Source organism: Caulobacter sp. DWR1-3-2b1 (assembly GCF_049895765.1).
In the GTDB taxonomy this organism is placed as follows: domain Bacteria; phylum Pseudomonadota; class Alphaproteobacteria; order Caulobacterales; family Caulobacteraceae; genus Caulobacter.
Genome location: NZ_JAFCSZ010000003.1, coordinates 151,470 through 173,741, shown reverse-complemented (window position 1 = coordinate 173,741; position 22,272 = coordinate 151,470). Strand labels below are relative to the sequence as shown.

21 protein-coding genes and 1 pseudogene are annotated in these 22,272 nt (G+C 65.3%); 11 read left to right on the top strand and 11 right to left on the bottom strand.

Going from position 1 to position 22,272, the window contains the following annotated elements; genetic code table 11:
- Positions 1 to 45: 45 nt before the first annotated feature.
- The 3 genes from ACP69S_RS04630 (at position 46) to ACP69S_RS04620 (ending at position 1,911) form a co-directional block, all read left to right on the top strand.
- On the top strand, positions 46 to 1,140 hold the full coding sequence (locus tag ACP69S_RS04630) for a GNAT family N-acetyltransferase (protein ID WP_425995310.1): 1,095 nt from the start codon (positions 46 to 48) through the stop codon (positions 1,138 to 1,140).
- A gap of 234 nt (positions 1,141 to 1,374) precedes the next feature.
- Entirely contained in the window at positions 1,375 to 1,572 is a 198-nt protein-coding gene (locus ACP69S_RS04625; RefSeq protein ID WP_425995308.1) for a hypothetical protein, read from the top strand.
- Between the two features lie 15 nt (positions 1,573 to 1,587).
- A complete protein-coding gene (locus tag ACP69S_RS04620) occupies positions 1,588 to 1,911 on the top strand; it encodes a PAS domain-containing protein (RefSeq protein WP_425995495.1) in 324 nt (107 codons plus the stop codon).
- Here ACP69S_RS04620 and ACP69S_RS04615 read toward each other — a convergent pair.
- From ACP69S_RS04615 to ACP69S_RS04600, 4 genes are all read right to left on the bottom strand, one after another.
- Positions 1,908 to 2,270, bottom strand: coding sequence for a DUF2218 domain-containing protein (locus tag ACP69S_RS04615; RefSeq protein WP_425995306.1), 363 nt, complete (start codon positions 2,268 to 2,270; stop codon positions 1,908 to 1,910). The two genes, ACP69S_RS04620 and ACP69S_RS04615, sit on opposite strands and share 4 nt — an antisense overlap.
- Positions 2,271 to 2,281: 11 nt before the next feature.
- A complete protein-coding gene (locus ACP69S_RS04610) occupies positions 2,282 to 2,872 on the bottom strand; it encodes a PadR family transcriptional regulator (protein WP_425995304.1) in 591 nt (196 codons plus the stop codon).
- 83 nt (positions 2,873 to 2,955) lie between these two features.
- Positions 2,956 to 3,459 carry a hypothetical protein gene (locus ACP69S_RS04605; RefSeq protein WP_425995302.1) on the bottom strand — a complete coding sequence of 168 codons (504 nt, stop codon included), beginning with the start codon at positions 3,457 to 3,459 and terminating at the stop codon, positions 2,956 to 2,958.
- A 91-nt stretch (positions 3,460 to 3,550) separates the two neighbouring features.
- Positions 3,551 to 4,447, bottom strand: a complete 897-nt coding sequence (locus ACP69S_RS04600) for a hydrogen peroxide-inducible genes activator (protein WP_425995301.1) — start codon at positions 4,445 to 4,447, stop codon at positions 3,551 to 3,553.
- 124 nt (positions 4,448 to 4,571) lie between these two features.
- On the opposite strand from ACP69S_RS04600, the gene ahpC reads away from it, so the two are divergent.
- From ahpC to ACP69S_RS04585, 3 genes are all read left to right on the top strand, one after another.
- On the top strand, positions 4,572 to 5,135 hold the full coding sequence (ahpC, locus tag ACP69S_RS04595; RefSeq protein ID WP_035048705.1) for an alkyl hydroperoxide reductase subunit C: 564 nt from the start codon (positions 4,572 to 4,574) through the stop codon (positions 5,133 to 5,135).
- Between the two features lie 162 nt (positions 5,136 to 5,297).
- Positions 5,298 to 6,887 (top strand): alkyl hydroperoxide reductase subunit F, encoded by a 1,590-nt coding sequence (gene ahpF, locus ACP69S_RS04590; RefSeq protein ID WP_425995494.1) that lies wholly within the window; start codon positions 5,298 to 5,300, stop codon positions 6,885 to 6,887.
- Positions 6,888 to 7,098: 211 nt separating this feature from the next.
- Positions 7,099 to 8,475 (top strand): intermediate filament-like cell shape determinant CreS, encoded by a 1,377-nt coding sequence (locus tag ACP69S_RS04585; RefSeq protein WP_425995298.1) that lies wholly within the window; start codon positions 7,099 to 7,101, stop codon positions 8,473 to 8,475.
- A gap of 60 nt (positions 8,476 to 8,535) precedes the next feature.
- Here ACP69S_RS04585 and ACP69S_RS04580 read toward each other — a convergent pair whose 3' ends face one another.
- A complete protein-coding gene (locus tag ACP69S_RS04580; protein ID WP_425995296.1) occupies positions 8,536 to 9,063 on the bottom strand; it encodes an SRPBCC family protein in 528 nt (175 codons plus the stop codon).
- A 239-nt stretch (positions 9,064 to 9,302) separates the two neighbouring features.
- Here ACP69S_RS04580 and ACP69S_RS04575 point away from each other — a divergent pair.
- Positions 9,303 to 10,540, top strand: a pseudogene (locus tag ACP69S_RS04575) (PLP-dependent aminotransferase family protein).
- A 138-nt stretch (positions 10,541 to 10,678) separates the two neighbouring features.
- Here the strand turns inward: ACP69S_RS04575 and ACP69S_RS04570 are convergent.
- Positions 10,679 to 11,659: a TraB/GumN family protein gene (locus tag ACP69S_RS04570; protein WP_425995294.1), complete on the bottom strand. Its 981-nt coding sequence runs from the start codon at positions 11,657 to 11,659 to the stop codon at positions 10,679 to 10,681.
- 171 nt (positions 11,660 to 11,830) lie between these two features.
- Complete coding sequence (locus tag ACP69S_RS04565) at positions 11,831 to 13,957, bottom strand: M3 family metallopeptidase (RefSeq protein ID WP_425995292.1); 2,127 nt, start codon at positions 13,955 to 13,957, stop codon at positions 11,831 to 11,833.
- Positions 13,958 to 14,094: 137 nt separating this feature from the next.
- On the opposite strand from ACP69S_RS04565, the gene ACP69S_RS04560 reads away from it, so the two are divergent.
- Positions 14,095 to 14,946 (top strand): glutamate racemase, encoded by an 852-nt coding sequence (locus ACP69S_RS04560; RefSeq protein ID WP_425995290.1) that lies wholly within the window; start codon positions 14,095 to 14,097, stop codon positions 14,944 to 14,946.
- Positions 14,947 to 15,158: 212 nt separating this feature from the next.
- Here the strand turns inward: ACP69S_RS04560 and ACP69S_RS04555 are convergent, their stop codons facing one another.
- Entirely contained in the window at positions 15,159 to 15,353 is a 195-nt protein-coding gene (locus ACP69S_RS04555; protein WP_425995493.1) for a YciI family protein, read from the bottom strand.
- A gap of 246 nt (positions 15,354 to 15,599) precedes the next feature.
- Between ACP69S_RS04555 and ACP69S_RS04550 the strand changes: the two genes are divergently transcribed.
- A complete protein-coding gene (locus ACP69S_RS04550) occupies positions 15,600 to 18,026 on the top strand; it encodes a DNA translocase FtsK 4TM domain-containing protein (RefSeq protein ID WP_425995288.1) in 2,427 nt (808 codons plus the stop codon).
- 226 nt (positions 18,027 to 18,252) lie between these two features.
- Here ACP69S_RS04550 and ACP69S_RS04545 read toward each other — a convergent pair whose 3' ends face one another.
- A complete protein-coding gene (locus ACP69S_RS04545; protein WP_425995286.1) occupies positions 18,253 to 18,780 on the bottom strand; it encodes a hypothetical protein in 528 nt (175 codons plus the stop codon).
- 272 nt (positions 18,781 to 19,052) lie between these two features.
- Here ACP69S_RS04545 and ACP69S_RS04540 point away from each other — a divergent pair, with 272 nt between their 5' ends.
- Both ACP69S_RS04540 and ACP69S_RS04535 read left to right on the top strand, forming a co-directional pair.
- Positions 19,053 to 19,733, top strand: a complete 681-nt coding sequence (locus ACP69S_RS04540) for an outer-membrane lipoprotein carrier protein LolA (protein WP_425995284.1) — start codon at positions 19,053 to 19,055, stop codon at positions 19,731 to 19,733.
- A gap of 349 nt (positions 19,734 to 20,082) precedes the next feature.
- The gene (locus tag ACP69S_RS04535) at positions 20,083 to 20,889 is read left to right on the top strand and encodes an exodeoxyribonuclease III (RefSeq protein ID WP_425995282.1); all 807 of its coding nucleotides are present in this window, start codon (positions 20,083 to 20,085) and stop codon (positions 20,887 to 20,889) included.
- Positions 20,890 to 20,930: 41 nt separating this feature from the next.
- On the opposite strand, the gene dnaQ is transcribed toward ACP69S_RS04535, so the two are convergent.
- Together dnaQ and coaE are read right to left on the bottom strand one after the other, a co-directional pair.
- The gene (gene dnaQ / locus ACP69S_RS04530) at positions 20,931 to 21,644 is read right to left on the bottom strand and encodes a DNA polymerase III subunit epsilon (RefSeq protein ID WP_425995280.1); all 714 of its coding nucleotides are present in this window, start codon (positions 21,642 to 21,644) and stop codon (positions 20,931 to 20,933) included.
- A gap of 31 nt (positions 21,645 to 21,675) precedes the next feature.
- Entirely contained in the window at positions 21,676 to 22,269 is a 594-nt protein-coding gene (coaE, locus tag ACP69S_RS04525; protein ID WP_425995278.1) for a dephospho-CoA kinase, read from the bottom strand.
- Positions 22,270 to 22,272 lie beyond the last annotated feature (3 nt).

The window sequence follows — 22,272 nt, the reverse complement described above, 5'->3', positions numbered from 1 at the left end:
TGAGCGCCGAGAGCCCGTCGTGGTCCGCCAGAGAGCCAACCCGTCTTGAACATCGACGTCGTCCCCGCGCTGGATCTGCACGCTGCAGACATCGACCGCTGGTCGAGCCTGCAGGTCGGACAGGTGCGCCTGGACTCGCCCTTCCTGTCACCCCGCTGGGCCCAGGCCGTGGCGCGATCGCTCGGCGCAACGGGCAAGAAGGCCAGCGATATCAAGGTGGCGATCCTGCGGGATGAAGGCGGCCAAGCGATCGGCTTCCTGCCCGCTCGCGTTCGGGCCGATGTCGGCATGCCGGTCGGGGCGCCGATGTGCGACTATCAGGCCCTGGTCTCGGCCCCCGGCGTCGCGGTCGATCCGCGCAAGCTGCTGGCAGCGCTGCACGTCCACCGGCTCGATTTCTGCCACATGCAGGCCGACGACGAGACCCTGTCCCGCCACGGCCGCGGCCAGACCGAATCCTGGATCGTCGAGACGCCGGACGGCTACGAAGCCTACGAAGCCCAGCGCAAGGCCGCCGGCTCTGGCGTGCTCAAGGACATCGACAAGAAGCGGCGCAAGGCCGAGCGCGAGGTCGGACCCGCCGTCTTCGCAGCCATGTCGACCTCGCGCGCCGATTTCGACCAGCTGATCGTCTGGAAGCGCGACCAGCTGGTCGCCACGGGCCAGACCGATTATTTCAAGACGCCGTGGGTCCAGGCCCTGGTCGAAGACCTGTTCGAAACCCGCGACGAAACCTTTGGCGGCGGCCTCTATACCCTGCATCTGGATGGCAAGCTGGCCGCCGTGCACCTGCATCTGCGCGGCGCCCACACCATCCATGGCTGGCTGATCGCCCACAATCCCGAGTTTGAACGCTATTCGCCCGGCCTGATGCTGTTTCAGGACATACTGAAGAGCATGGACGGCGGACCCTATGACCGGCTCGACCTCGGCGCCGGCGACTACCGCTTCAAGCGCGAGCTCTCCAACGCCCGGCAGACGGTGGTGTTCGGCTTCCTTGGCGCGCCTTCTCCGGCCGCCTTCGTGCGCAGCGCGGCCTATGGCGTCCGCCAGATGGTCGAGGCCCTGCCCTTGGGCCGGATGTCGAAACTGCCTGGCAAGGCGATGCGGCGGCTCGATCTGCTGCGCGGGCTACACTAACCCACGCCCGGCAATGTCGCCCAGGCGACGAGTCCTTAAAGCAAAAAGGCGCGTACCCAAGCAACTTTCAGTTGGCTGGCCTATGGCATGGTCGATAGACGGCGTAGTCGCAAATCTTCACCTCGACCATTTCTGGCCGGATCGGGAGATTGCGATAGGAGAGATTGCAACGTGCGTGATCGGACAGTTGAGCAAGATGCTGTCTGCGCCCTGAGTTCTCCTGCCGTTGGGGAGATGGCCCGGCGTATCGCCGCACACGACTGGTCGGACACATCGCTTGGCGCCGCGTCGGTCTGGTCGGAGACCCTGAACGCCCCCGTGCGTTTGATGCTTTCGTCCCAACAGCCGATGTTCATAGCCTGGGGACCGGACAAGACCTGGCTCTACAATGACGCCTTGGTGCCGATCATGGGGCTTAAGCATCCAACCTAGCTAGGACGGCACGCGCTGGATGAGGTCTGGCGCGAGGCGCAGGACGATCTGACGCCCCTGTTCGACAGGGTGTTCGCCGGGAGCGCGGTGCAGATGGACGATATCAGCTTGATGCTTGATCGCGCCGGTGTCGCCCAGAAAAGCCATTTCACCTTTTCCTACACGCCGATCCATGACGGCCAGGGCGGCGTGTCGGGCCTCTATGGCGTTTGCGCCGAGACCACGGCCCTGGTCAAAAGCCGGGCGCGACAGGTCTCTGCTGAGCATGACCTGAGCCTGGCCATGGACGAGGTGCTCTGCGAGATCAACGCGCCTGTCTCGATCGGCGCCGAACCTTAGGCGCCGACGCCCAGATCGCCTGTCACGTCCGACTTGCCCACCCGCAAGGCTGGCGGGTCGCTGCGGCCAGCTTCCCGGGCTCGGGTCCAGGCCAGTGTCTCGACGCCTTCGCGGAAAGCAAAGCGCAGCAGGTGGTCGGCGACCACATCTTCCATCCGAGCCAAGCCTACGAGATCTGCGGCCTCGACGGTGATGTCGAGGCCCGTCTCGTCGGCGATCATCCGGCAATCGCCTATCGGCAATGGAATACGGGCGGTGGTCGCATCGAAGCTGACGACGAACTTGTGGCTCCAGTGCCTGGCCAGCTGGGTCATGTAGCGGGCGGCCTTGTCGGTTGTCAGGCGGGCATGGCTTTGCATGTCGCGTTCCCTCAAATGCGTTCGATGACACCGGCCGCGTCGTCCATGGCCTTGGCGATGGCGTCGACCTGCTGCGCCGACAGCTGACCGGCCGTGAGCTTCAGGCGCAGGGCGGTCTTCAGATTCTCGCGGGCTCGCATGATCTGCGGCGAGAAGGCCGCGCTGCGGGCAGCGGCCTCGGCCATGCGCTCGAACAGGCTCTTCACCGGCTGGGCGTTGGACTCAAGGAAGGCTTCGCCCAAGGGGGTGATGGTGTGCAGCTTCTTGCCGCCGCCAGCTTCGACGACGGTGATGTAGCCCAGCTCTTCCAGCAGGGTCAGGGTGGGATAGATCACGCCGGGGCTGGGGCTATAGGCCCCGCCGGCCGCGGTCTCGACGGCCCTGATCAGTTCGTAGCCATGGCTGGGCTTCTCGGCGATCAGCTTGAGGACCACGAAGCGCAGGTCGCCGTGGTCGAAGAACCGGCCCATGCGCCCGCCGCCGCGCCCGCCGCGGCCTTGGGGACCGTGGTCATGGCCATGGAAGCCGAAGGGGTGACGGCTGTGGTGGCTGCCCGAATGACCGCCTGAGCGGCCGTGATGGTGATGGTGTCGTCCAAACATTTCGTTTCGATCCTATTTCGTTATATCGAAACGATAGATATATCGATTTAGGGAAAGCGCAAGAGCCATTTAGATATATCTGATTATTTCGCTTTCGGCGGATCAAAGGCCTTGGCGCACAGCTCCTCGCCGAAGGCGTCGCTCATCTGCTCCTCGGCCTCGCCCATCTTGATGACTGCCAGACGCGAGCCGACGATGGTCCTGCCGATGGCGTAGTCGGCGACGACCTTGCCCGTCGCAACATCCACCAGCCGGGCCTCGCCGCGCAGCACATTGGCCCCGGCGACCAGCATGGTCAGGGCCGGATTGGCCTTGTCGAAACGGGTCAGGCTGGCCTCGACCCGAACCTCGCGCCCGCCCTTTGCGCAGGCGTCGAGCTTGGCCTGCACATGACTTTTGAACAGGGCGTCGAAGCCTTCGGTGACCTTAAGGTCGGGATCACGGGTCAGCCGCACCTCGTTCACCCGGACATTGCCGCGCCATTCAGCGCCCAGGTCGGACACTGTCTCGCTGCGCGAAAGGCTGACGCAGCCGCCGAGGCTGATCGCCGCCAAGCCCATTATTGCCAACATCGTCGTGCGGTTCATGTCGCGCTCCTTCGTTCGACAGGAACAACGCGCCGAATAAGGCCAAGCCTCAAGCCTGATCGCGCCAACCTTGAGCTGAAACCGCCCCGGGTCAGGCGGCCTGCAGTGTTTCGGCCAGCAGGCGCCCTTCGGCCGCGCGAGTCGAGCCTGCTCGCCAGGCGACGACGATCTCGCGGCTGGTGTGGGCGTGATCAAGCGGGCGCACGGTGACGGCGGCGTTGTCGGTCAGGCCCGCCTGCACCGCCATGGCCGGCAGGAACGATATGCCCAGGCCCGAGCCGATCATCTGCACCAGGGTTGGCAGGGAGGTGGCCGCAAAGCTTTCCTCGTCGCCAAAGCCCTTGGGCGCCTCCAGCCCGCAGGCGGCCAAGGCGTGATCGCGCAGGCAGTGACCGTCTTCCAGCAGGATCAGGTCGTCACCGGCAAGGCTGGCGGGATCCACCCGGACCGAAGCCGCCATCGGATGGTTGGCCGGCGCGGCGGCCAGCAGCTCATCGTCCTCGACATGGGCCCAGTCCAGGCCGGACATGTCGTAGGGCAGAGCAATCAGCGCTGCGTCCAGAGCGCCGGCCTTCAGGCTGGCGATCAGCCGTTGGGTCAGGTCCTCGCGCAGAAACAGCCGCAGCTTTGGAAAGCGGTCGCGCAGCAGGGGCAGGGCGCGCGGCAGCAGATAGGGGGCGACAGTGGGGATCACGCCCAGCCGGAACCGGCCCGCCAGCGGTAGGCCCGCCCCGCGCGCCGCCTGCACCAGATCCTCGGTGCGGGTCAGAATATCCTGCGCCCGGCGCACAGCTTCCTGGCCGGCGGCGGTGAGGATCACGCCCGAACGCGCCCGATCAACCACCGCCGCACCCAGGATCTTCTCCAGTTCCTGGATGCCCGCCGACAGGGTCGGCTGAGTGACGTGAGCGCTCTCGGCGGCGCGGCTGAACGAGCCGTGCTCCGACAGAAGCTTGAGATATTGCAGCTGGCGCAGGGTGGGGAGCATGGATCCGATATAGGCGCGGCAGGCCGCTCCGCATAGAGCTGTCCTATCCACAGGAATGATTTAATCGATTGGACCTATCGACCGGCGCTCAGTACATGGGCTCCACCATTTACGGGAGCACTCCATGTCCTTGATCAACACCGCCATCAAACCCTTCACGGCCGAAGCCCTCAAGAACGGCAAATTCATCACCGTCAGCGACGCCGACCTGAAGGGCAAGTGGTCGGTCGTGTTCTTCTATCCGGCCGACTTCACCTTCGTCTGCCCGACCGAACTCGAGGACCTGGCCGACAATTACGCCGAATTCCAGAAGCTGGGCGTGGAGATCTATTCGGTCTCGACCGACACCCACTTCGCCCACAAGGCGTGGCATGACACCTCGGAAGCCGTCGGCAAGATCAACTACACCATGGTCGGCGACCCGACCGGCACGATCACCCGCAACTTCGATGTGATGATCGAGGAAGTCGGGCTGGCCGACCGTGGCACCTTCGTCGTCGACCCGGACGGCAAGATCCAGATCGTCGAGATCACCGCCGGCGGTATCGGCCGTGACGCCCTGGAACTGCTCCGCAAGGTCAAGGCCGCCCAGTATGTCGCCGCGCACCCGGGCGAAGTCTGCCCGGCCAAGTGGGAAGAAGGCGAAAAGACCCTGAAGCCTTCGCTCGACCTCGTCGGCAAGATCTAAAGCCTACTCGACCACGCGACCCTCTGAGGTCGCGATCGGCGTCGTCGCCCGCTTCGTCTCTCCGCGGAGCCGGCGGCGGCGCCACCCTTCTCAAAAATTCCACGCGATCCCCCTGACGGGAGAATTGCGCCTCGAATCCGGAGCCCCGCCATGTTGCCCGCAATGCTGGACGAAGGTCTGAAGACCCAGCTGAAAGCCTATCTGCAGAACCTGCGCCAGCCGATCGAGCTGGTCGCCTCGCTGGGCGAAGACGCGGGCTCCAAGGAGATGCTTGCGCTGCTTGAGGAGATTTCCTCGACCTCCGACAAGGTTAGCCTGAACTTGGCCGGCGACGACGCCCGCAAGCCGTCCTTCGCCATTACCCGCGAAGCCGGGGACGCTTCTGTCCGCTTCGCCGGCTTGCCGCTGGGTCACGAGTTCACATCCTTGGTGCTGGCCCTGCTGCACGTGGGCGGCCACCCGCCCAAGGTCGACGCCGAGGTGCTGGATCAGGCCCGCGCCTTGGAGGGTCCATTCCACTTCGAGACCTACTTCTCACAAAGCTGCCAGAACTGCCCGGACGTCGTCCAGGCCCTCAACACCATGGCCGCGCTAAACCCCAACATCGCCCACGTGGCCATCGACGGCGCCCTGTTCCAGGCCGAGGTCGAGCAGCGCCAGGTCATGGCCGTGCCGACCATCCTGCTAAACGGCCAACCCTTCGGCCAGGGCCGCATGGATCTGGAACAGATCCTGGCCAAGCTGGACACCGGCGCGGCCGGCCGCATGGCCGAGAAAATCAAGACCAAGGACGCCTTCGACGTCTTGGTGATCGGTGGCGGCCCGGCCGGCGCGGCGGCGGCAATCTATGCCGCCCGCAAGGGCATCCGCACGGGCGTCGCCGCCGAGCGCTTTGGCGGTCAGGTGCTGGACACCATGGCCATCGAGAACTTCATCTCGGTCTCCCACACCGAAGGCCCCAAGCTGGCCTCGGCGCTGGAACAGCACGTCAAGGACTACGAAGTCGACATCATGAACCTGCAGAAGGCCGTGGGTCTTGTGCCGGCCAAGGTTCCGGGCGGCCTGATCGAGATCAAGCTCGAAAATGGCGTCAGCCTGAAGTCGCGTAGCGTGATCCTGTCCACCGGCGCCCGCTGGCGGAACGTCAATGTGCCCGGCGAAAAGGAGTACAAGAACAGGGGCGTAGCCTATTGCCCGCACTGCGACGGCCCCCTGTACAAGGGCAAGCGCGTGGCGGTGATCGGCGGCGGCAACAGCGGCGTCGAGGCGGCCATCGACCTGGCCGGCATCGTCGCCCACGTCACCCTGATCGAGTTCGACAGCCAGCTGCGGGCCGACGCGGTTCTGCAACGCAAGCTGGCCAGCCTACCCAATGTCAGGATCGCCACCTCGGCCATGACCACCGAGATTCACGGTGACGGCGCACGAGTGAACGGCCTGACCTACAAGGATCGCAACAGCGACGAGACCCACCGCGTCGATCTGGAAGGCGTGTTCGTGCAGATCGGCCTGGTGCCCAACACCGAGTGGTTGAAGGACAGCGGCGTAGCCCTCTCCAATCGCGGCGAGATCGAGGTCGATTATCGCGGCGAAACCTCGATCCCCGGCGTGTTCGGGGCGGGGGATGCGACCACCACGCCCTACAAGCAGATCATCATCGCCATGGGAGAGGGCTCCAAGGCCTCGCTGTCGGCCTTCGACTACCTGATCCGCCTGGATCCAGCCCGGCCGGCGGAGCAGGCCGCCGCCTAAACTCTACCGTCGACGCTTCAGAAGCCGTCGCGTCAGACCCGAAAGGTCGACGCGGCGGTTTTCGCGTTTTAGGCGACCCGCCAGGGCGGGGTGCGACCTCTGCGCCCTCGACATTCGACTTGACCTTCGACTATTTTGTTAACCTCTGGGCAAGGGATTCGGGGTCTGGCCGGCGATCACGCCGCCATCCCGCTGGGACAAGGTGGGCAAGATGAGGCTGCTGTCGAAGAACGTGCGCGACACGAAGACGGTGAAGCCGGCGATGCTGGTCGAGGACGCGGGTCGGCCGGAATTTTCCGAGCGCCTGATCGAGTCCACCCAGGCCATCGGCGTCCGCTACGAGACCATCCACGGCGGCCTCGACAGCATCAGCCGTGTGGTCGAGCACCTGCGGGCGATCGAGCCCCTGCTCGCCGAAATCCGGTCGCCGGTCGCTGAAGAGTTCGAAGCGCGCCGCGCCGAGCACGCCGAACTGATCGCCCTGCGCGCCAATTACGAACAGGCTTTGCGCCAAGTCGCCTTCTCCCAGACCGAAGAGCGCGAACTAACCGCCAGGCTGGCCTCGACCGAGACCGCCCTGGGCGAGTCCGACGCCCGCATCCAGGCCCAGGACTCCACCCTCGAAGACAACGCTCTCGAGATCGACCGCCTGCGCAACGGCCTGCAGCAGTCGGACCTGAAGGTGGGCAACCTCGACGCCTCGCTGCGCGACGCAAGCGCACGCATCGAGCACCTGGTTCAGGACGTTGACACCTTGCGCACCCAGAGCCAGGACATCGACACCCGTCGCGGCGAAGCCGAAGCCTTGCTGGCCCGCGTCAATCAGGAGAACGCCCTCTTCGTCGAGGAAATCGTCACCCTGAAGAAGCGCATCGATCAGGCCGGGATCGACGTGGCCCGCCTGTCGCGCATCGAAACCGACCTCGAAGCCCAGATCGCCGCCGAGCGGGCGCGCATCCAGGCCGCCGAAAACGCCCTGGCCGTTCACCAGGCGGACTCGGGCCGCACCATCCGCGGCCTGGAAAGCCAGGTCGAAGCCGGCCGCGCCGAGATTTCGGCCCTGCAGACCCGCCTGGAAACCGCCAGCGGCCGCGCCGACAAGCTTGAGGAAATGAACGGCCAGATCTCGCAGCGCCTGGCCGAATCCAGCGCCCAGCAGCAGGCCGTCGAACGCCGAGCCGGCGATCTGAACGTCGCCCTCGAGCGCGCACTGGACCGTATCCGCTCGCTGGAAGACGAGAGCGAAACACTGCGTCAGCGCCATGCCGGCGTGGACACCGCTCGCGCCGCCGCCATCGAACGCGCCGACCAGCTGGCCAAGGGCTCGGTTGCGCACGACAAAACCCTGCAACGGGCCGAGGAGCGCGCCAATCAGCTGCGCATCCGTCTCGAAGCGATGCAGGAAGCCCAGGACACCGCCCGCCGTCAGCACGAGGAAAAGATCGGCGAGCTGCAAACCCAGATCGACCGCCTCACCTCGGAAGCGGCTCTCTCCGAGGGCGCACTGGAAGCGGCCCGCCGCGACCGCTCGCGCCTGCAGATGGCTCTGCTCGGCGCTACCGACAGCGATATCGCCGAAGCCAGCTGATCGAAGCGATCTTCAATTGAGAACGGGGCGGCTCTCGCGGGCCGCCCTTTTCCTTGCGCCTCAGCCCGGCTTGCCGGTTTCCACCGCACGCTTCAGGCGGGCCACCTGCTGGCCGATCACGCCATCGACCGGGGCAGCGATCCTGTCGAGACCGCCCTTCATATAGCCGCCGACGTCATAGGTGACGGTCAGGGTGGTCGTGCCTTCCTTCTCCGCCAGCCCGAAGCTCATATGGCCGGCCGCGCCACTGTTCTGCAGCGGACCCAGAGCCCCGAACAGGGTCAGCTTCTGGCCGGGCTGGGCGTAGACGGTGCTCATGTGCAGGACCGAGCCGCCGCCCGGCAGCCTTTCGCAGAAGCAGCCGCCCGACGCCGCCGCCAGCGACAGGTTGGCCGCCGAACCCGACCAGGTATGGGAGGAGTCCCACCAGGTCGCCGGCTGGACAAGCGAGGCCCAGACCTTGGCGGCCGGCGCGGCAATCTCGACCGCATGCTTGACCTGGAAACCGCCGGGTGTGGCGTCCGCGACTTCTGCGCGGGCGGCGGTGGCGGCAAGGGCCAGAGCCGCCACGGAAATCCAAAGCTTCATGCGGTGTCCCCCTAGTGATCGGTGCAGGGTTCCCGCCCCGCGGCCGTGACGTCAAGCTTCAGGAGTTTCCTTGACGGAATGATCGCGCTAGGCTTGCGCCATGAACACGACCCAAGGCGGTCGCCGGGGTTTCGTGCTCCGTCGCTCGCAAGACCTTATCCGCTCCGTATGAAGCCCCTGAACTGATCAGGCGAGATGCCGCGCGTGCGGCTCAGGGACGGCCATGCCGTCAGCGAAACATGCGGAAATTCACCGATATGACGACCAACACTCCCGACTGGGCCGCACGTTTCAGCGAGCGCATGACCCGCGTCCGCGCGAGCGAGATCCGCGAACTTCTGAAGCTTCTGGACCAGCCCGACATCCTGTCGTTCGCGGGCGGCATCCCCAATCCCGGCCTGTTCCCGGCCGAGCGGATCCAGGCCAGCTATGACGCGATCCTGGCCGATCCGAAATCGGCCGGTCAGGCCCTGCAGTACTCCGTCAGCGAGGGCTATCTGCCTCTGCGCGAATGGATCGCTGAGCGCATGACCCGCGATGGCATGCCGTGCGAGCCCGACAACGTATGCTGACCGCCGGGTCGCAGCAGGCCCTGGATCTGCTGGGCAAGCTGTTCCTGACGCGCGGCGATACGGTGATGGTGGCGCGGCCAACCTATCTGGGCGCCCTGCAGGCCTTCAACGGCTATGAGCCGGCCTATCTCGATATGCCGGAAAACGGTCTGACCGAGGGGCTCGATGCGGGGACGCGGGAGCGGGCGGCCGGGTCCCTGGGCTACTTCGTCCCCGACTTCGCCAACCCCACCGGTCAGAGCCTGACATTGGCGGAACGCGAGGCCCTGCTGGATCTCGCCAGCGATCTTGACATGACCCTGATCGAGGACGCCGCCTATCGCGAGCTACGGTTCTCGGGCGAACCCCTGGCGACCTTGTTGTCGCTCGACATTGTCCGCTCCGGCTCCATCGAGGCGGCCCGGACGCTATTTTGCGGCACCTTCTCCAAGACCGTCTCGCCGGCCCTGCGTATCGGCTGGGTCTGCGGGCCGCGCGCGGTGATCGAGAAGCTCGTTTTGCTCAAACAGGGCGCCGACCTGCATGTCTCGACCATCAACCAGATGGTCGCCCACCGCGCTGTATCCGAGGGCTACGACCAGCACCTGGGCATGCTGCGGGGGGCTTACGGCTCAAACGCCCGGGTGATGCTGGCGGCGCTGGAACGCCACATGCCTGCAGCTGTCACCTGGTCGAGACCCCACGGCGGCATGTTTGTCTGGGTCTGGCTGCCCGAGGGCATGGACGGCAAGGTGGTGCTGGAGCGGGCTCTCGCCGAGGAGCGCGTCGCCTTCGTGCCGGGCGAGCCGTTCTTCGCGGAGGTGCCGACGGCCAATGCGCTGCGGCTGAGCTACTCGCTGCCGACCGACGCGCAGATCGAGGACGGCGTGGCGCGGCTGGCGTGGTTGATCGGGCGGATGGGATAGGGGCCACACCATAAACGTTGTCATCCCGGACAAGCCCGCAGCGCGTAGATCCGGGAGCGACGCCTGAACTCCGCGCTTCTGGCGGTCCCGGCTCTACCCCCGGCCTTCGCCGAGGCACGGCCGGGATGAAAAGGATTTTTAATCCGGCGGCGAGGTCACCGTCGCCCCGCTGGCCTTCAGCCGGTCCAGCACCCCGTTGGCCGGCAACAGAAACGCCAGATCGACCACCGCCACCGTGACGCCCGGCCGGTTCAACACGTCCGACAGCGCCGAGGCCGACTGGCCGATCTGCTGCTCCAGAAGTTTGGCCCCGGCCGGCGAGCGGGCCAGGCAGCGCTGGGCGGCGCTAGCGGAATAGCGCGAACGGACACTGGCCAAATCGCCCCGCGCCCAGTCCAAACCTATGGTTTTCGGCCGGCCACCGTCATATTCGAGCTCGTCCAGGGCGTCGCGCAGGCAGGCCAGCTGAGCGTCCTTGGACAGCTTGCCAGCGCTGGAGACCACCGCGCTCATCCGGTACTGGCCCATGGCCTTGATTTTGACCTTCCGGGCCTTGGCCATGCGCTCGATGGTGCTCACCGGCTTGGCTTCCGAAAGCCCGGCGGCCTGGCGGAAATCCGACAGCAGCAGGAAACCCGCCATGGCCGGCTGCCAGTTCTTGTACTCGCTGGCGCTTTTCCTGGCCCGGGTGCGGCCCGAGACGAAGCGCGCCTTCAGGTCGGGCGGCAGTTCGTCTTCCAGCTTGTCACCCATCCCCTGGCGCAGACCCGCGCCGCCCTTCAGCACGAACCCGGCGATCTGGGCTGGACCGACCGAGGCTTTGGGCGGTGTCAACAGCAGGTCGGCCTGATCGAGAGCGCGTTCGAGACGCGGGCTCTTCCAGGCCATCTGGTGGGGCAGGGGCGCGGCCGAGCCGACGACGTAGAGTTTCGAGCCGCCCTTTTCGACCAGCCAGATGGCCGGACCGGGCGCGCGGGCCACGACCAGCAGCTCTTCGACCACCGCGCTGCCGGGACCTTCGGAGGCAAGGCCGAGATTGATGGTTTGGGCGTTGGCGGCAGTGGCGGAGAGCAGGGCGGCGACCGTCAGCGCGGCCAAGCTGGATTTTACGATTGCCATGTCACCTTCGGAGTAAGCCAAGGTCTTTGCGCTATCATTCACTCTTGTCATCCCGGCCGCAGCGCAGCGGAGAGCCGGGACCCAGGGGCCAATGCCGTGCGGTTGCCCCCGGGTCCCGGAGAGCCTTTGCAAGGCTTTCGGGATGACAACCTTTAGAGCGCGGAGCTGCAACTAGGCCCCCGGCGGAACCGGGAAGCCGCGGTTGCGCATCAGGGCGCCGATCTTCACGTCCCGGCCCCGGAAGGCGCGGAACTGCTCGACCGGATCGACCGAATTGCCCTTCGACATGATGGTGTTGATCAGGCGCTGGCCGGTTGGCTTGTCATAGAAGCCGCCGGGCGCCTCCTTGAAGGCCTCGGCCACATCAGCGGTCAGGGTGTCGGACCAAAGATAGCTGTAATAGCCGGCCGAATAGCCGTCGCTGGAGAACACGTGACCAAACTGCGGCGTGCGGTGCCGCATCACGATCTCCTTGGCCATGCCAAGCCTGGTCAGCTCTTCGCGCTCGAACCTGTCGGGATCGATATCGACGTCGCCGGCCAGGTGCAGCTTCATGTCGATCAGGGCGCTGGCCAGATATTCGGTGGTGTCGAAGCCCTGGTTGAACTTGTCCGCCGCTTTGATCTTATCGACCAGGGCCTGAGGGATCGGTTCGCCGGTCTTGTAGTGAACGCAGAACTTGGAGAGCACCTGCGGGGTCGGCAGCCAGTGCTCGTTCAGCTGGCTGGGGAACTCCACATAGTCGCGCGCCACGGCCGTGCCCGACACCGACGGATAGGTCGCATTGGCGTTCAGGCCGTGGATGGCGTGACCGAATTCGTGGAACAGGGTGGTGGCGTCGTCCCACGAGATCAGCACCGGCTCGCCAGGCGCGCCCTTGATGAAGTTGGAATTGTTGGAGACGAGCGTGGTGATCTCGCGCTTAAAACGCTCTTGCGTCCGATAGGCGTTCATCCACGCGCCCGAGCGCTTGCCCTCGCGGGCATAGGGATCGAAGTACCACAGGCCGACATGCTTGCCGGCTCGGGTCACCTCATAGACCGTGATGTCCTCGTGATAGACGGGAAGGCCTTCGACCTTCTTGTACTGGAAGCCATAGACCTCGCCCGAGGCCCAGAACATCGCCTCGCGCAGCTTGTCCAGCTGCATGTACGGCTTCACCTCGTTCATATCGAGGTCGTACTGCGCCTTGCGGACCTTCTCGGCATAGAAGCGATAGTCCCAGGGCTCGATCTTGAAGCCGCCCTTTTCAGCGTCGACGATGGCCTGCATGGCCGCCACGTCGATGGCCACCTGGGCGATGGCCGGGGTCCACACCGCTTCCATCAGCTGCATGGCGTTTTCGGGGTTCTTGGCCATGGCGTTCTCAAGACGCCAATGGGCGTGGGTCTTGTAGCCCAGCAGCTTGGCGCGCTCGACGCGCAGCTTGAGGACTTTGGCGATCAGGGCGTTGTTGTCGGTAGCCCCGCCGCCGTCGCCGCGATTGACGAAGGCCTTCCAGACCTTTTCGCGGGTGGCGCGCACCGGCGAATAGGTGAGGTAAGGATCGACGCTGGAGCGGGTGTTGACGATGATGTGCTTGCCCGCAAGCTTGCGCTGGGTCGCGTTGGAGGCCGCGTTGCCCTTCAGCGAGTCGGGCAGGCCGACCAGATCGGCCTCGGTCAGCTCGATATAGGTGTTCTCGTCGGCCAGCAGGTTCTGGCTGAACTTGGTGAAAAGGCCGGCCATTTCGGTGTTGATCGCCGCGACCCGCGCCTTGGCGGCGGTGTCCAGCTTGGCGCCGGCTCGCACGAAGTTGGTGTAGTAGATCCACAGAACGCGCTGCTGCTCGGAGGTCAGTTTGGTCTTGGTCGGCGAGGTGTAGACCGCCTCAATACGCTTAAAGAGCGCCGCGTTCTGGGTGATCTTGTCGCCAAAGCTGGCGAGTTTGGGGTCCATCTCGGCCTCGACCAGCTGGAACTCCGGCGAGCTCATGTTCGAGCCCCAGATGCCATAGTAGCAGTAGAGGTCCGACAGGCTGCGGCCGCTGTTTTCCAGGGCGGCGATGGTGTTGTCGAAGGTCGGGGCGGCCTTGTTGGCGGTGATCACATCGATCTCGGCCAGGTTTTTGGCCATGGCCGTTTCCAGGGCCGGCTTGAAGTCGGCGACCTTGACCTTATCGAAGGCCGGCACGCCGCCATAGGGACCCGTCCACTTGGCGAGCATGGGATTGGCGTCGGCGGCCATGGCGAAACTCGGATTGAGGGTCGCGGCGGCGCCGGTGGCGGCGGCTGATGCGAGGAAAGTACGACGTTGCACGGATGATCTCCGGTGGATGTGTTGGCGGAGACCCTAGGCCAGCCCCGGGTCTGCGTCACATGACAGGACCGTAACGTTTGACTCGGGCGGTAAGTGGGCGCGTGGACGAACCGTTCGAGCAAGGCTAAACCTTGGGCATGTCCATCGGCGTCTTTGACTCAGGGGTTGGCGGTCTGTCCGTCCACCGCGCTCTCGTGCAACGCCTCCCGCAGGCGGATTTCACCTATCTGGCCGATCAGGCCAATGCGCCCTATGGCGGTAGGCCCGGCGAGGAAATCGTCGATCTGACCCGCGCGGGCTGCGAGCGATTGTTCGAGGCGGGCGCCAGTCTGGTGGTGCTGGCCTGCAACACGGCGTCGGCCATAGCCCTGCGCCGCCTGCAGCAGACCTGGCTTCCGGCTTATCGCAGGTCGCTGGGCCGGCCGATCAACATCCTGGGCATCATCGTGCCGACCATCGAGGCGGCCACGGGCCTGCCCTGGGAGCACGAGGCCGAGCGGCGCGGCGACAAGGTCGAACAGCTGGACGTGCTGGGCGTCTTCTCGACTCCCGGCACGGCGAAATCGCGGGTCTATGAGATCGAAATCGACAAGCGCAAGCAGGACCTGGCGGTGTTTTCAGAGCCCTGTCCGAACCTCGCCCGGATGATCGAGGCCGACACCGGGGCGGTGGAGCTGGCCAAGGAAATCGACGGCCACGTCCAGGCGCTGAAGACCCGCATCGGTCGCTATCCCGACCGCGTGGTGCTGGGCTGCACGCATTACGAGATCGTCGCCGACATCTTCCGCGCCGCCCTGCCGGCGGGCACGCCGCTGATCCAGCAGCCCGCCGCGACCGCCGATGCGCTCGAACTCTATCTGGAGCGCCATCCGGACCTGAACCCTGGAACCGGCGGCAGCCGGGTGTTCCTGACCACCGGCGCGCCGGGTCCGCAGAACGGTCTGGTCGAAAGCTTCTGGGGCGGTCCGCTGCGGTTCGAAGCGGCTTAGGGTCTTTGCTGGAGAAGGCCGGCCCTTGATCGCCGGCCGAAAAGCTAGAGCCCTTTCCGACCTGATGGCTTCATCAGGGTCGGGCGAAAAGGGCTCTAAATCAAAAGTTTAGAGCATTTTTCGATCCGATAACCGTTTCACACTTATCGGAAAATGCTCTAGCGACCTGACGCCCGACCGGCGTCCTCGGCGAAGGCGCCGAACATCGGGTCTCAGGCCAGGATCGTCAGCTCATCGATCAGGCCCTCGATCGCGAAGGGGTCTTGGGCAATCAATTGCTCGACCTCGTCGCGACTGTCCGCCGTCATGATGATGAACCCGGCGCGCTTGCCGAGACCCGTCACGGGGCCCGACGCCTTGATCTTCCCCGCTTCAATCAGAGACTGGAGAAAGGTGACGTGGGGAATGACGTGCCGCCCCCAGCCCTCGCCGTCGGCGGTGGGTCATCGTCACCGAAAAGAACGCCATGCGAGATACTCCGGTCTGCGGATGAAACCCTGCCACTCGCGCGCGGGATACGCCATCTCGGCATGTCCATTGACGGCTACGGCCCCCAGAACCCCGCGACTCTATGAATCAGCCACAAACGAACGCCGTAAACGCCCCTTAACTCTCTTCAGGCACAACATGGCGGTTCGATAGTTCGATACCCGGTGTTTTCGGAGAGTTTCATGGCGCGAGCGGCGCGGCGTACAACGGTGGAGCTCTTCTGGGATGCGGTCCGCTATGGCTGGGCGCAGCCCTGGTCGGCGCGGTTCCGCGGCGGTCTGGTCACCGTGCTCGGCGCCAGCCTGCTGCTGGCCGTCGCGACCTATAATTACGACGATCCCAGCCTGAACGCCGCCACCGGGGTGGGGGCCACCAACGCCTTGGGCGGAGCCGGAGCGGCGGTCGCCGACATCCTCATGCAGTCGCTGGGTCTGGTGGGTTGGCTCGCCGCCCTGCTGATGCTGGTGTTCGGCCTGACCCGTGTCTCTCAGGCTGACCCGGCCGCCGCGCGCGCCGACCTTCGCCTGCGCGCCCTCGTCGGCGTGGCCGGTCTGCTGGCCTTGGCTGGTATGCTCGCCGCCTTGCCAACGCCCGCAATCTGGCAATCCGCGAAGGGCCTCGGTGGGTTCTGGGGCGATGGTCTGCTGCACCTGATCGCCGCCATATTCGCCTTCGCCCGCGTGCCCGCCGCCGAGATGATCGCCGCCACCCTGCTGGCCATCGGCGCCGCCATCGCCCTTGGCTACGCCATCGGCTTCCGCCGCTTCGATCCCGAGGCCATCGCCTACGCCGTCGGCGGCGCCCTGCAACCGCGCGAGCGGGCTGAGCCTGAACCTGTCGCTCAGGCCCCCAAGGCGCCGCGCGCCCGCAAGGCTGTCGAAACGCCGGTCCCGCCACGTCGTCCGGCCCGGCCCGAGGTCGAAGCGCCTGAACAGGCCTATACACCGCCACCCGCCGCCTCTGATGACCAAGAGGACGAGCCCGTCGCGGCCCGTCCCTTGGCCATCGCCAAGCCCAAGAACTTGCCCAAGGACAGCGGCCGCGAGCAACGCGAACAGCAAAAAGCTTTCAATTTCAACGATGAGGGCGGCTTCCAGCTGCCCGAGCTAGCCATGCTGGCCAAGGCCAAGCCGCGCTCGTCCGACGTCGATGCCGCCGCCCTACGCCAGAACGCCCGCCTGCTGGAAAGCGTGCTGGCCGAGTTCGGCGTCAAGGGCCAGATCGACCAGATCCGCCCAGGCCCCGTGGTCACCATGTACGAGCTGGTGCCGGCCCCGGGCGTCAAGACCGCCCGTGTCGTGGCCCTGGCCGATGACATAGCCCGCTCGATGAGCGTGATCTCGTGCCGCGTGGCCGTGGCCCAGGGCCGCAACGCCATCGGCATCGAAATGCCCAATTCACGCCGCGAGACCGTCTATCTGCGCGACCTGCTGTCCAGCAACGACTACGACAAGACCAACTCGATCCTGCCCATGGCCCTGGGCGAGACCATCGGCGGCGAGCCCTATATCGCCGACCTGGCCAAGATGCCCCACCTGCTGATCGCCGGCACCACCGGCTCGGGCAAGTCGGTCGGCGTCAACGCCATCATCCTGTCGATCCTCTACAAGCTGCCGCCCGAGAAGTGCCGCTTCATCATGATCGACCCGAAGATGCTGGAACTCAGCGTCTATGACGGCATCCCGCACCTGCTGGCCCCTGTCGTCACCGATCCTAAGAAGGCCATCGTCGCCCTGAAATGGACCGTGCGCGAGATGGAGGACCGCTATCGGCGGATGTCCAAGATCGGCGTGCGCAACATCGCCGGCTTCAACGAGAAGGCCAATGAGGCCCTCGAACGCGGCGAGCACTTCGAGCGCACCGTCCAGACCGGCTTCGACGACGCCGGCCGTCCGATCTATGAGACCGAGCAGATCCGTCCCGAAGCCATGCCCTATCTGGTGGTGGTGATCGACGAGGTCGCCGACCTGATGATGGTGGCCGGCAAGGACATCGAAGGCGCCGTCCAGCGCCTGGCCCAGATGGCTCGCGCCGCCGGTATCCACCTGATCATGGCCACGCAGCGCCCGTCGGTCGACGTGATCACCGGCACCATCAAGGCCAATTTCCCCACCCGCATCAGCTTCCAGGTGACCAGCAAGATCGACGCCCGCACCATCCTGGGCGAGCAGGGCGCCGAGCAGCTGCTGGGCCAGGGCGACATGCTCTACATGGCCGGCGGCGGGCGGGTCACCCGTCTGCACGGACCGTTCGTCAGCGATGGCGAGGTCGAGGCCGTGGCCAAGTTCCTGCGCGACCAGGGCACGCCCAACTATCTGGAAGAGGTCACCGCCGGCGGCGAAGAGGAACAGGAAGAAGCCATCGAGGGCGCCTTCGGCGGCGAGGGCGGGGCCAACGACCTCTACGACCACGCGGTGGCCGTGGTCACCCGCGACCGCAAGGCCTCGACCAGCTACATTCAGCGCCGCCTGCAGATCGGCTATAACCGGGCGGCATCCTTGATGGAGCGGATGGAGAAGGAAGGCGTGGTCGGCGCCGCCAATCACGCCGGCAAACGCGAGATCCTGGCCCCGCCGCCGCCGGGGCTTTGATCCCATTAAATCCGCTCTCCCCGGCAAAGGCCGGGGCCCAGATCGAACGCAGAAAGATTGGTGGTCTGCCACCGCCGCATCCCGGATCATCCCCAAACGCTCAGGCTGAATCTGGCCCCGGCCTTCGCCGGGGAGAGCGGAAGTGGGGTGATAGGCGCGAACAATAACTGTGCGCTCGTCCGATTTGTCCCCCCGCGATGGAGCCATCGTAGCGGCTCAAACCCGGCTATCGCCTGTAGATGACCAATGTCTCGGCCTGCTCGATCTTCCATTCATCTTCCCGCGCGGAAAGCGCCTTGATCGTGTGACCCGCTTTCAGCGTCCATTGACGGCACAGTTCGGGGTCAGAATCGAAGACGCTAACCTTTCCTCGCTGCCCCAAGGTTAGAGCTACCCAGTGGTCGCTCGGCTTCCGAATTCCCTGGACAACGACCTGCGCACCTTCACTTTTGAAGCAGGCTTTCAGGCGTAACCAGAACTCATCCTCGGTCTTCGCAAGCGTAGCGCCGTGAAAGGGTCGCTTCACCGAGAGAGCCCTCGCATACAGTGCAAGACAATCTTGGAGCATCCGCTCCTCTGTCTCAAGACCCATTCCATTAATCAGTTCACATGTCATGTTGCTGGCGATCAACGAGCGAACGGCGGTGTCGTATATCTTCTTAGGCGGCTGCTTGATGCCGCAGCGGGAAAAAGCGTTGATGATGGCGTAGATGCCGCACAGAGCGTCGTGTTCACCTTGCCTGTAAACTTTCAAAGTACGCCCCTCTTGCCTCTACCCATCGGCCAAGCCGTTAGGTCATACTAGGCACACCAAAGGCCAAACATGGAAGATCAAAGTCTGCTTCCACCCATCGCGGACATCTGTAGCGCCCTGCCCCGCTTCGCTTCCCGCAACCCTCACTCCAGCTTCCGCGTTCTCCCAGCCCCAACCTGAACGGCGCTTCATCGGAGCGCCGGAAAATGGCCTTGCGACGGCCTTTCGCTCGTCGTCTGGGCAGGGCAAAGGTTGACGCCTAAGGAGACCGCATGACCGAGACCCCGACCACCCGTCGCGCCCTGATCGCCGCCGCCGGCGCCAGCCTGGCCGCCGCTTCGTTCGGCGGATCGGCCCTGGCTCAATCCGCTTCAAGGGGCGCGCCGAAGGCTGCCGTCCTGACGCCGGAGCAGAAGGCGCTGGTCGAGAAGGCCACTAGCTATATCCAGGGCCTGTCCTCGGCCAAGGGCCGGTTCATCCAGACCGACCAGCGTGGCACGGTCACACAAGGCACGCTTTATCTGCAACGTCCCGGCAAGGCGCGGTTTGCCTATGATGGCCCGTCCGGCCTGCTGGTTGTCAGCAACGGCAATAACGTCAACATCTTCGACAGCCGCCTGAAGACCTTCGAGAGCTATCCGTTGAGCCGCACGCCGCTGGCCCTGTTGCTGGCCCGCGAGGTGCGCCTGGATCGCGGCGTGGTCGTCACCGACGTGCGCAGGCTGGCCGATGGCTTCACCATCGTGGCCCAGGACGCCAGGCGCCAGACGCTGGGCCGCATCAGTCTCGATTTCAGCGACGGCCCCGTTTCGCTGATCGGCTGGACGGTCAGCGACGTGAAGGGCAGCCAGATCCGCGTGCGGCTGGTCGATTTCGAGAAGACCGCAGGCCTGGATCCCAAGCTGTTCGTGCTCACCGACCCTCGACCGCGACGCGCTGGGGCGAAATCGTAATTGTGACATTCGCACAACATGCAAGAATCAACAGACTCGCCTCTTGACTATTAATCTCGCAGTGGCATATTTAACACGCATGGCGACGAGAGCCCGACCCTCTCCTCGCAAACCGTGCCGGATACTATCCCCTCCCGGTGGCGGCATGAGAGACCCGACTTTCGCCCAAGCACCCTAGATGGCGCTTGGGCGTTTTTCGTTTTGGCCGGCAGTGGCCGTGCGGGCGAAGCGCCCTAGATGGCGCTCGGGAGTTTTTCGTTTGGCAGGCAGTGGCCGGCCGGGCGAATCGCCCGGATGGGCTTGGGCGTTTTTCGTTTCCGGGTGCGCCCAAACGATCTAGAGCCAGACCATGCGCCTCCGTATCGCCACCTGGAATGTCAACTCCGTCCGCCTGCGCGCCGAGCAGATCGCCCGTTTCGTCGATGAACAGGCCCCCGATGTCCTGTGCCTGCAGGAGATCAAGTGCCAGGAGGCCGAGTTTCCCCGCGAGGCCTTTGAGGCCGCAGGCCTCAAGCACCTGAAGATCGCCGGCCAGAAGGGCTGGCACGGCGTGGCTATTGCCTCGCGCCTGCCGTTCGAGGACGTACCGACCCTGATGAACTGCCGCGAGGGCCATGCTCGCTGCGTTGCGGTGAAGGTGGCCGGCGTCGATATCCAGAACTTCTACATCCCGGCCGGCGGCGATGTGCCCGATCGCGAGACCAACAAGAAGTTCGACCACAAGCTCGATTTCTACGAGACCCTGACCGCCGCCTTGAAGCGCCGCGATCCTAAGGCGCCGCTGATCGTGACCGGCGACCTCAACATCGCCCCGGGCGACAACGACGTCTGGAGCCACCGCCAGATGTCGCGCGTGGTCAGCCACACGCCCGTCGAGCTGGAAGCCTTCGCCGCTCTAGTGGGCTCGATGGACTTTCTCGACTTGCCGCGCCTGGCGACGCCGGAACCGGAAAAGCTCTATTCCTGGTGGAGCTATCGCGCCGCCGACTTCCGCAAGTCCAATCGCGGCCTGCGCCTGGACCACATCCTGGCCAGCCCCGGCCTGCGCGACGCGACTATAATCGATGGCAAGGTGTCATCGAAAGTACACGACACCGTGCGCGAGTGGGAACGTCCGAGCGACCACGCGCCAGTGACGGCGGATTTGAAGGTTTAGGCGGCCGACGCAGGTTTTGACCGGCGCAGCGGCGAGGCGGCCTAGCTGGCGATCTGGACCAAGCCCAGCTTCACCCAGACGGCCTTGTCCTTCAGCGTCGACTGGATCCACTCGACATGGACCGCGCGTTCGGCCTCGGTGGAGCGGGCGGCCAGGGGGCGGGGGCGGGCGCCGTAAGCGCCGGCCTGCAGTTGGGCGGTCATGGCGGCGGTGACCACCGCCGTCAGTTCCAGGGCGCGTTCCTTGCCGCCCTGCAGTTCCAGATAGACCTCGGCCAGCAGGTGGGCGTCGATCAGGGCGCCGTGCTTGTCGCGGCTGTCGAGGCTGATCTTGAAGCGTTTGCACAGCGCGTCGAGCGAGTTGTACATGCCCGGAAAGCGCTTCTTGGCCATGGCGAGAGTGTCGACCCAGCGAGGCTCGGGCAGGGCGGCGCGACCGCACTTTTCCAGCTCGAAATTGACGAAGCTGCGGTCGAACGCGGCGTTGTGGGCGATCAACGGACTGTCGCCGACGAACTCGATGAAGCGGTCGGCGATCTCATGAAACTTGGGCTTGCCGGTCAGGAATTCCGACGACAGGCCGTGAACCTTCTGCGCCTCGGCCGGCATGTCGCGCAGCGGGTCGCAATATTCGTGGAACGAGCGCCCGGTCGGCATGAAGTCGACCACCTCGATGCAGCCGATTTCGACTAGGCGGTCGCCCGTCTTCGGATCGAAGCCGGTGGTTTCAGTGTCGAGGATGATTTCCCGGGCCATGCCGATTCAATGGAGCCGTTCGGAGCCAGCTTCAAGCCGTGGCGCGCAAGCGAGTCAGGATGTCGCGGACTTGTCCACGGGCGTGTTCGAGACCCCGGCCGGTGTCGATGATGAAGTCGGCCCGGGCCCTCTTTTCGGCGTCGGGCAGCTGGCGGGCGAGGATGGCTGCGAACTTGGCCTCGTCCATGCCGGGCCGGGCCAGTACCCTCTGTCGCTGAACCTCGGGAGGAGCCGAGACGACTGCCACCTTGTGGACATGCTTGTCGCCGCCGGTTTCGTAGAGCAGGGGCACGTCGAGCACGATGATGTCGTGGCCAGCGGCCTCAGCGTCTTCGAAGAAGCCGATGCGATGGCCTCCGACCAGCGGATGGACGATAGCTTCCAGCTTCTGAAGCGCCTCGGGATCGCCAACCACCGCCGCGCTCAGCCGCGTGCGGTCGATGGCGCCGTCCACGACCACGCCGGGGAAGGCGGCCTCGACCGGAGCGACCGCCGCGCCGCCGACCGCGTAAAGCGCATGCACCGCCGCGTCGGAATCGTAAACCGGCACGCCCTGCGCCTCGAACATCGCCGAGGTCGTCGACTTGCCCATGCCGATGGAGCCGGTCAGGCCCAGAATGACCATGGC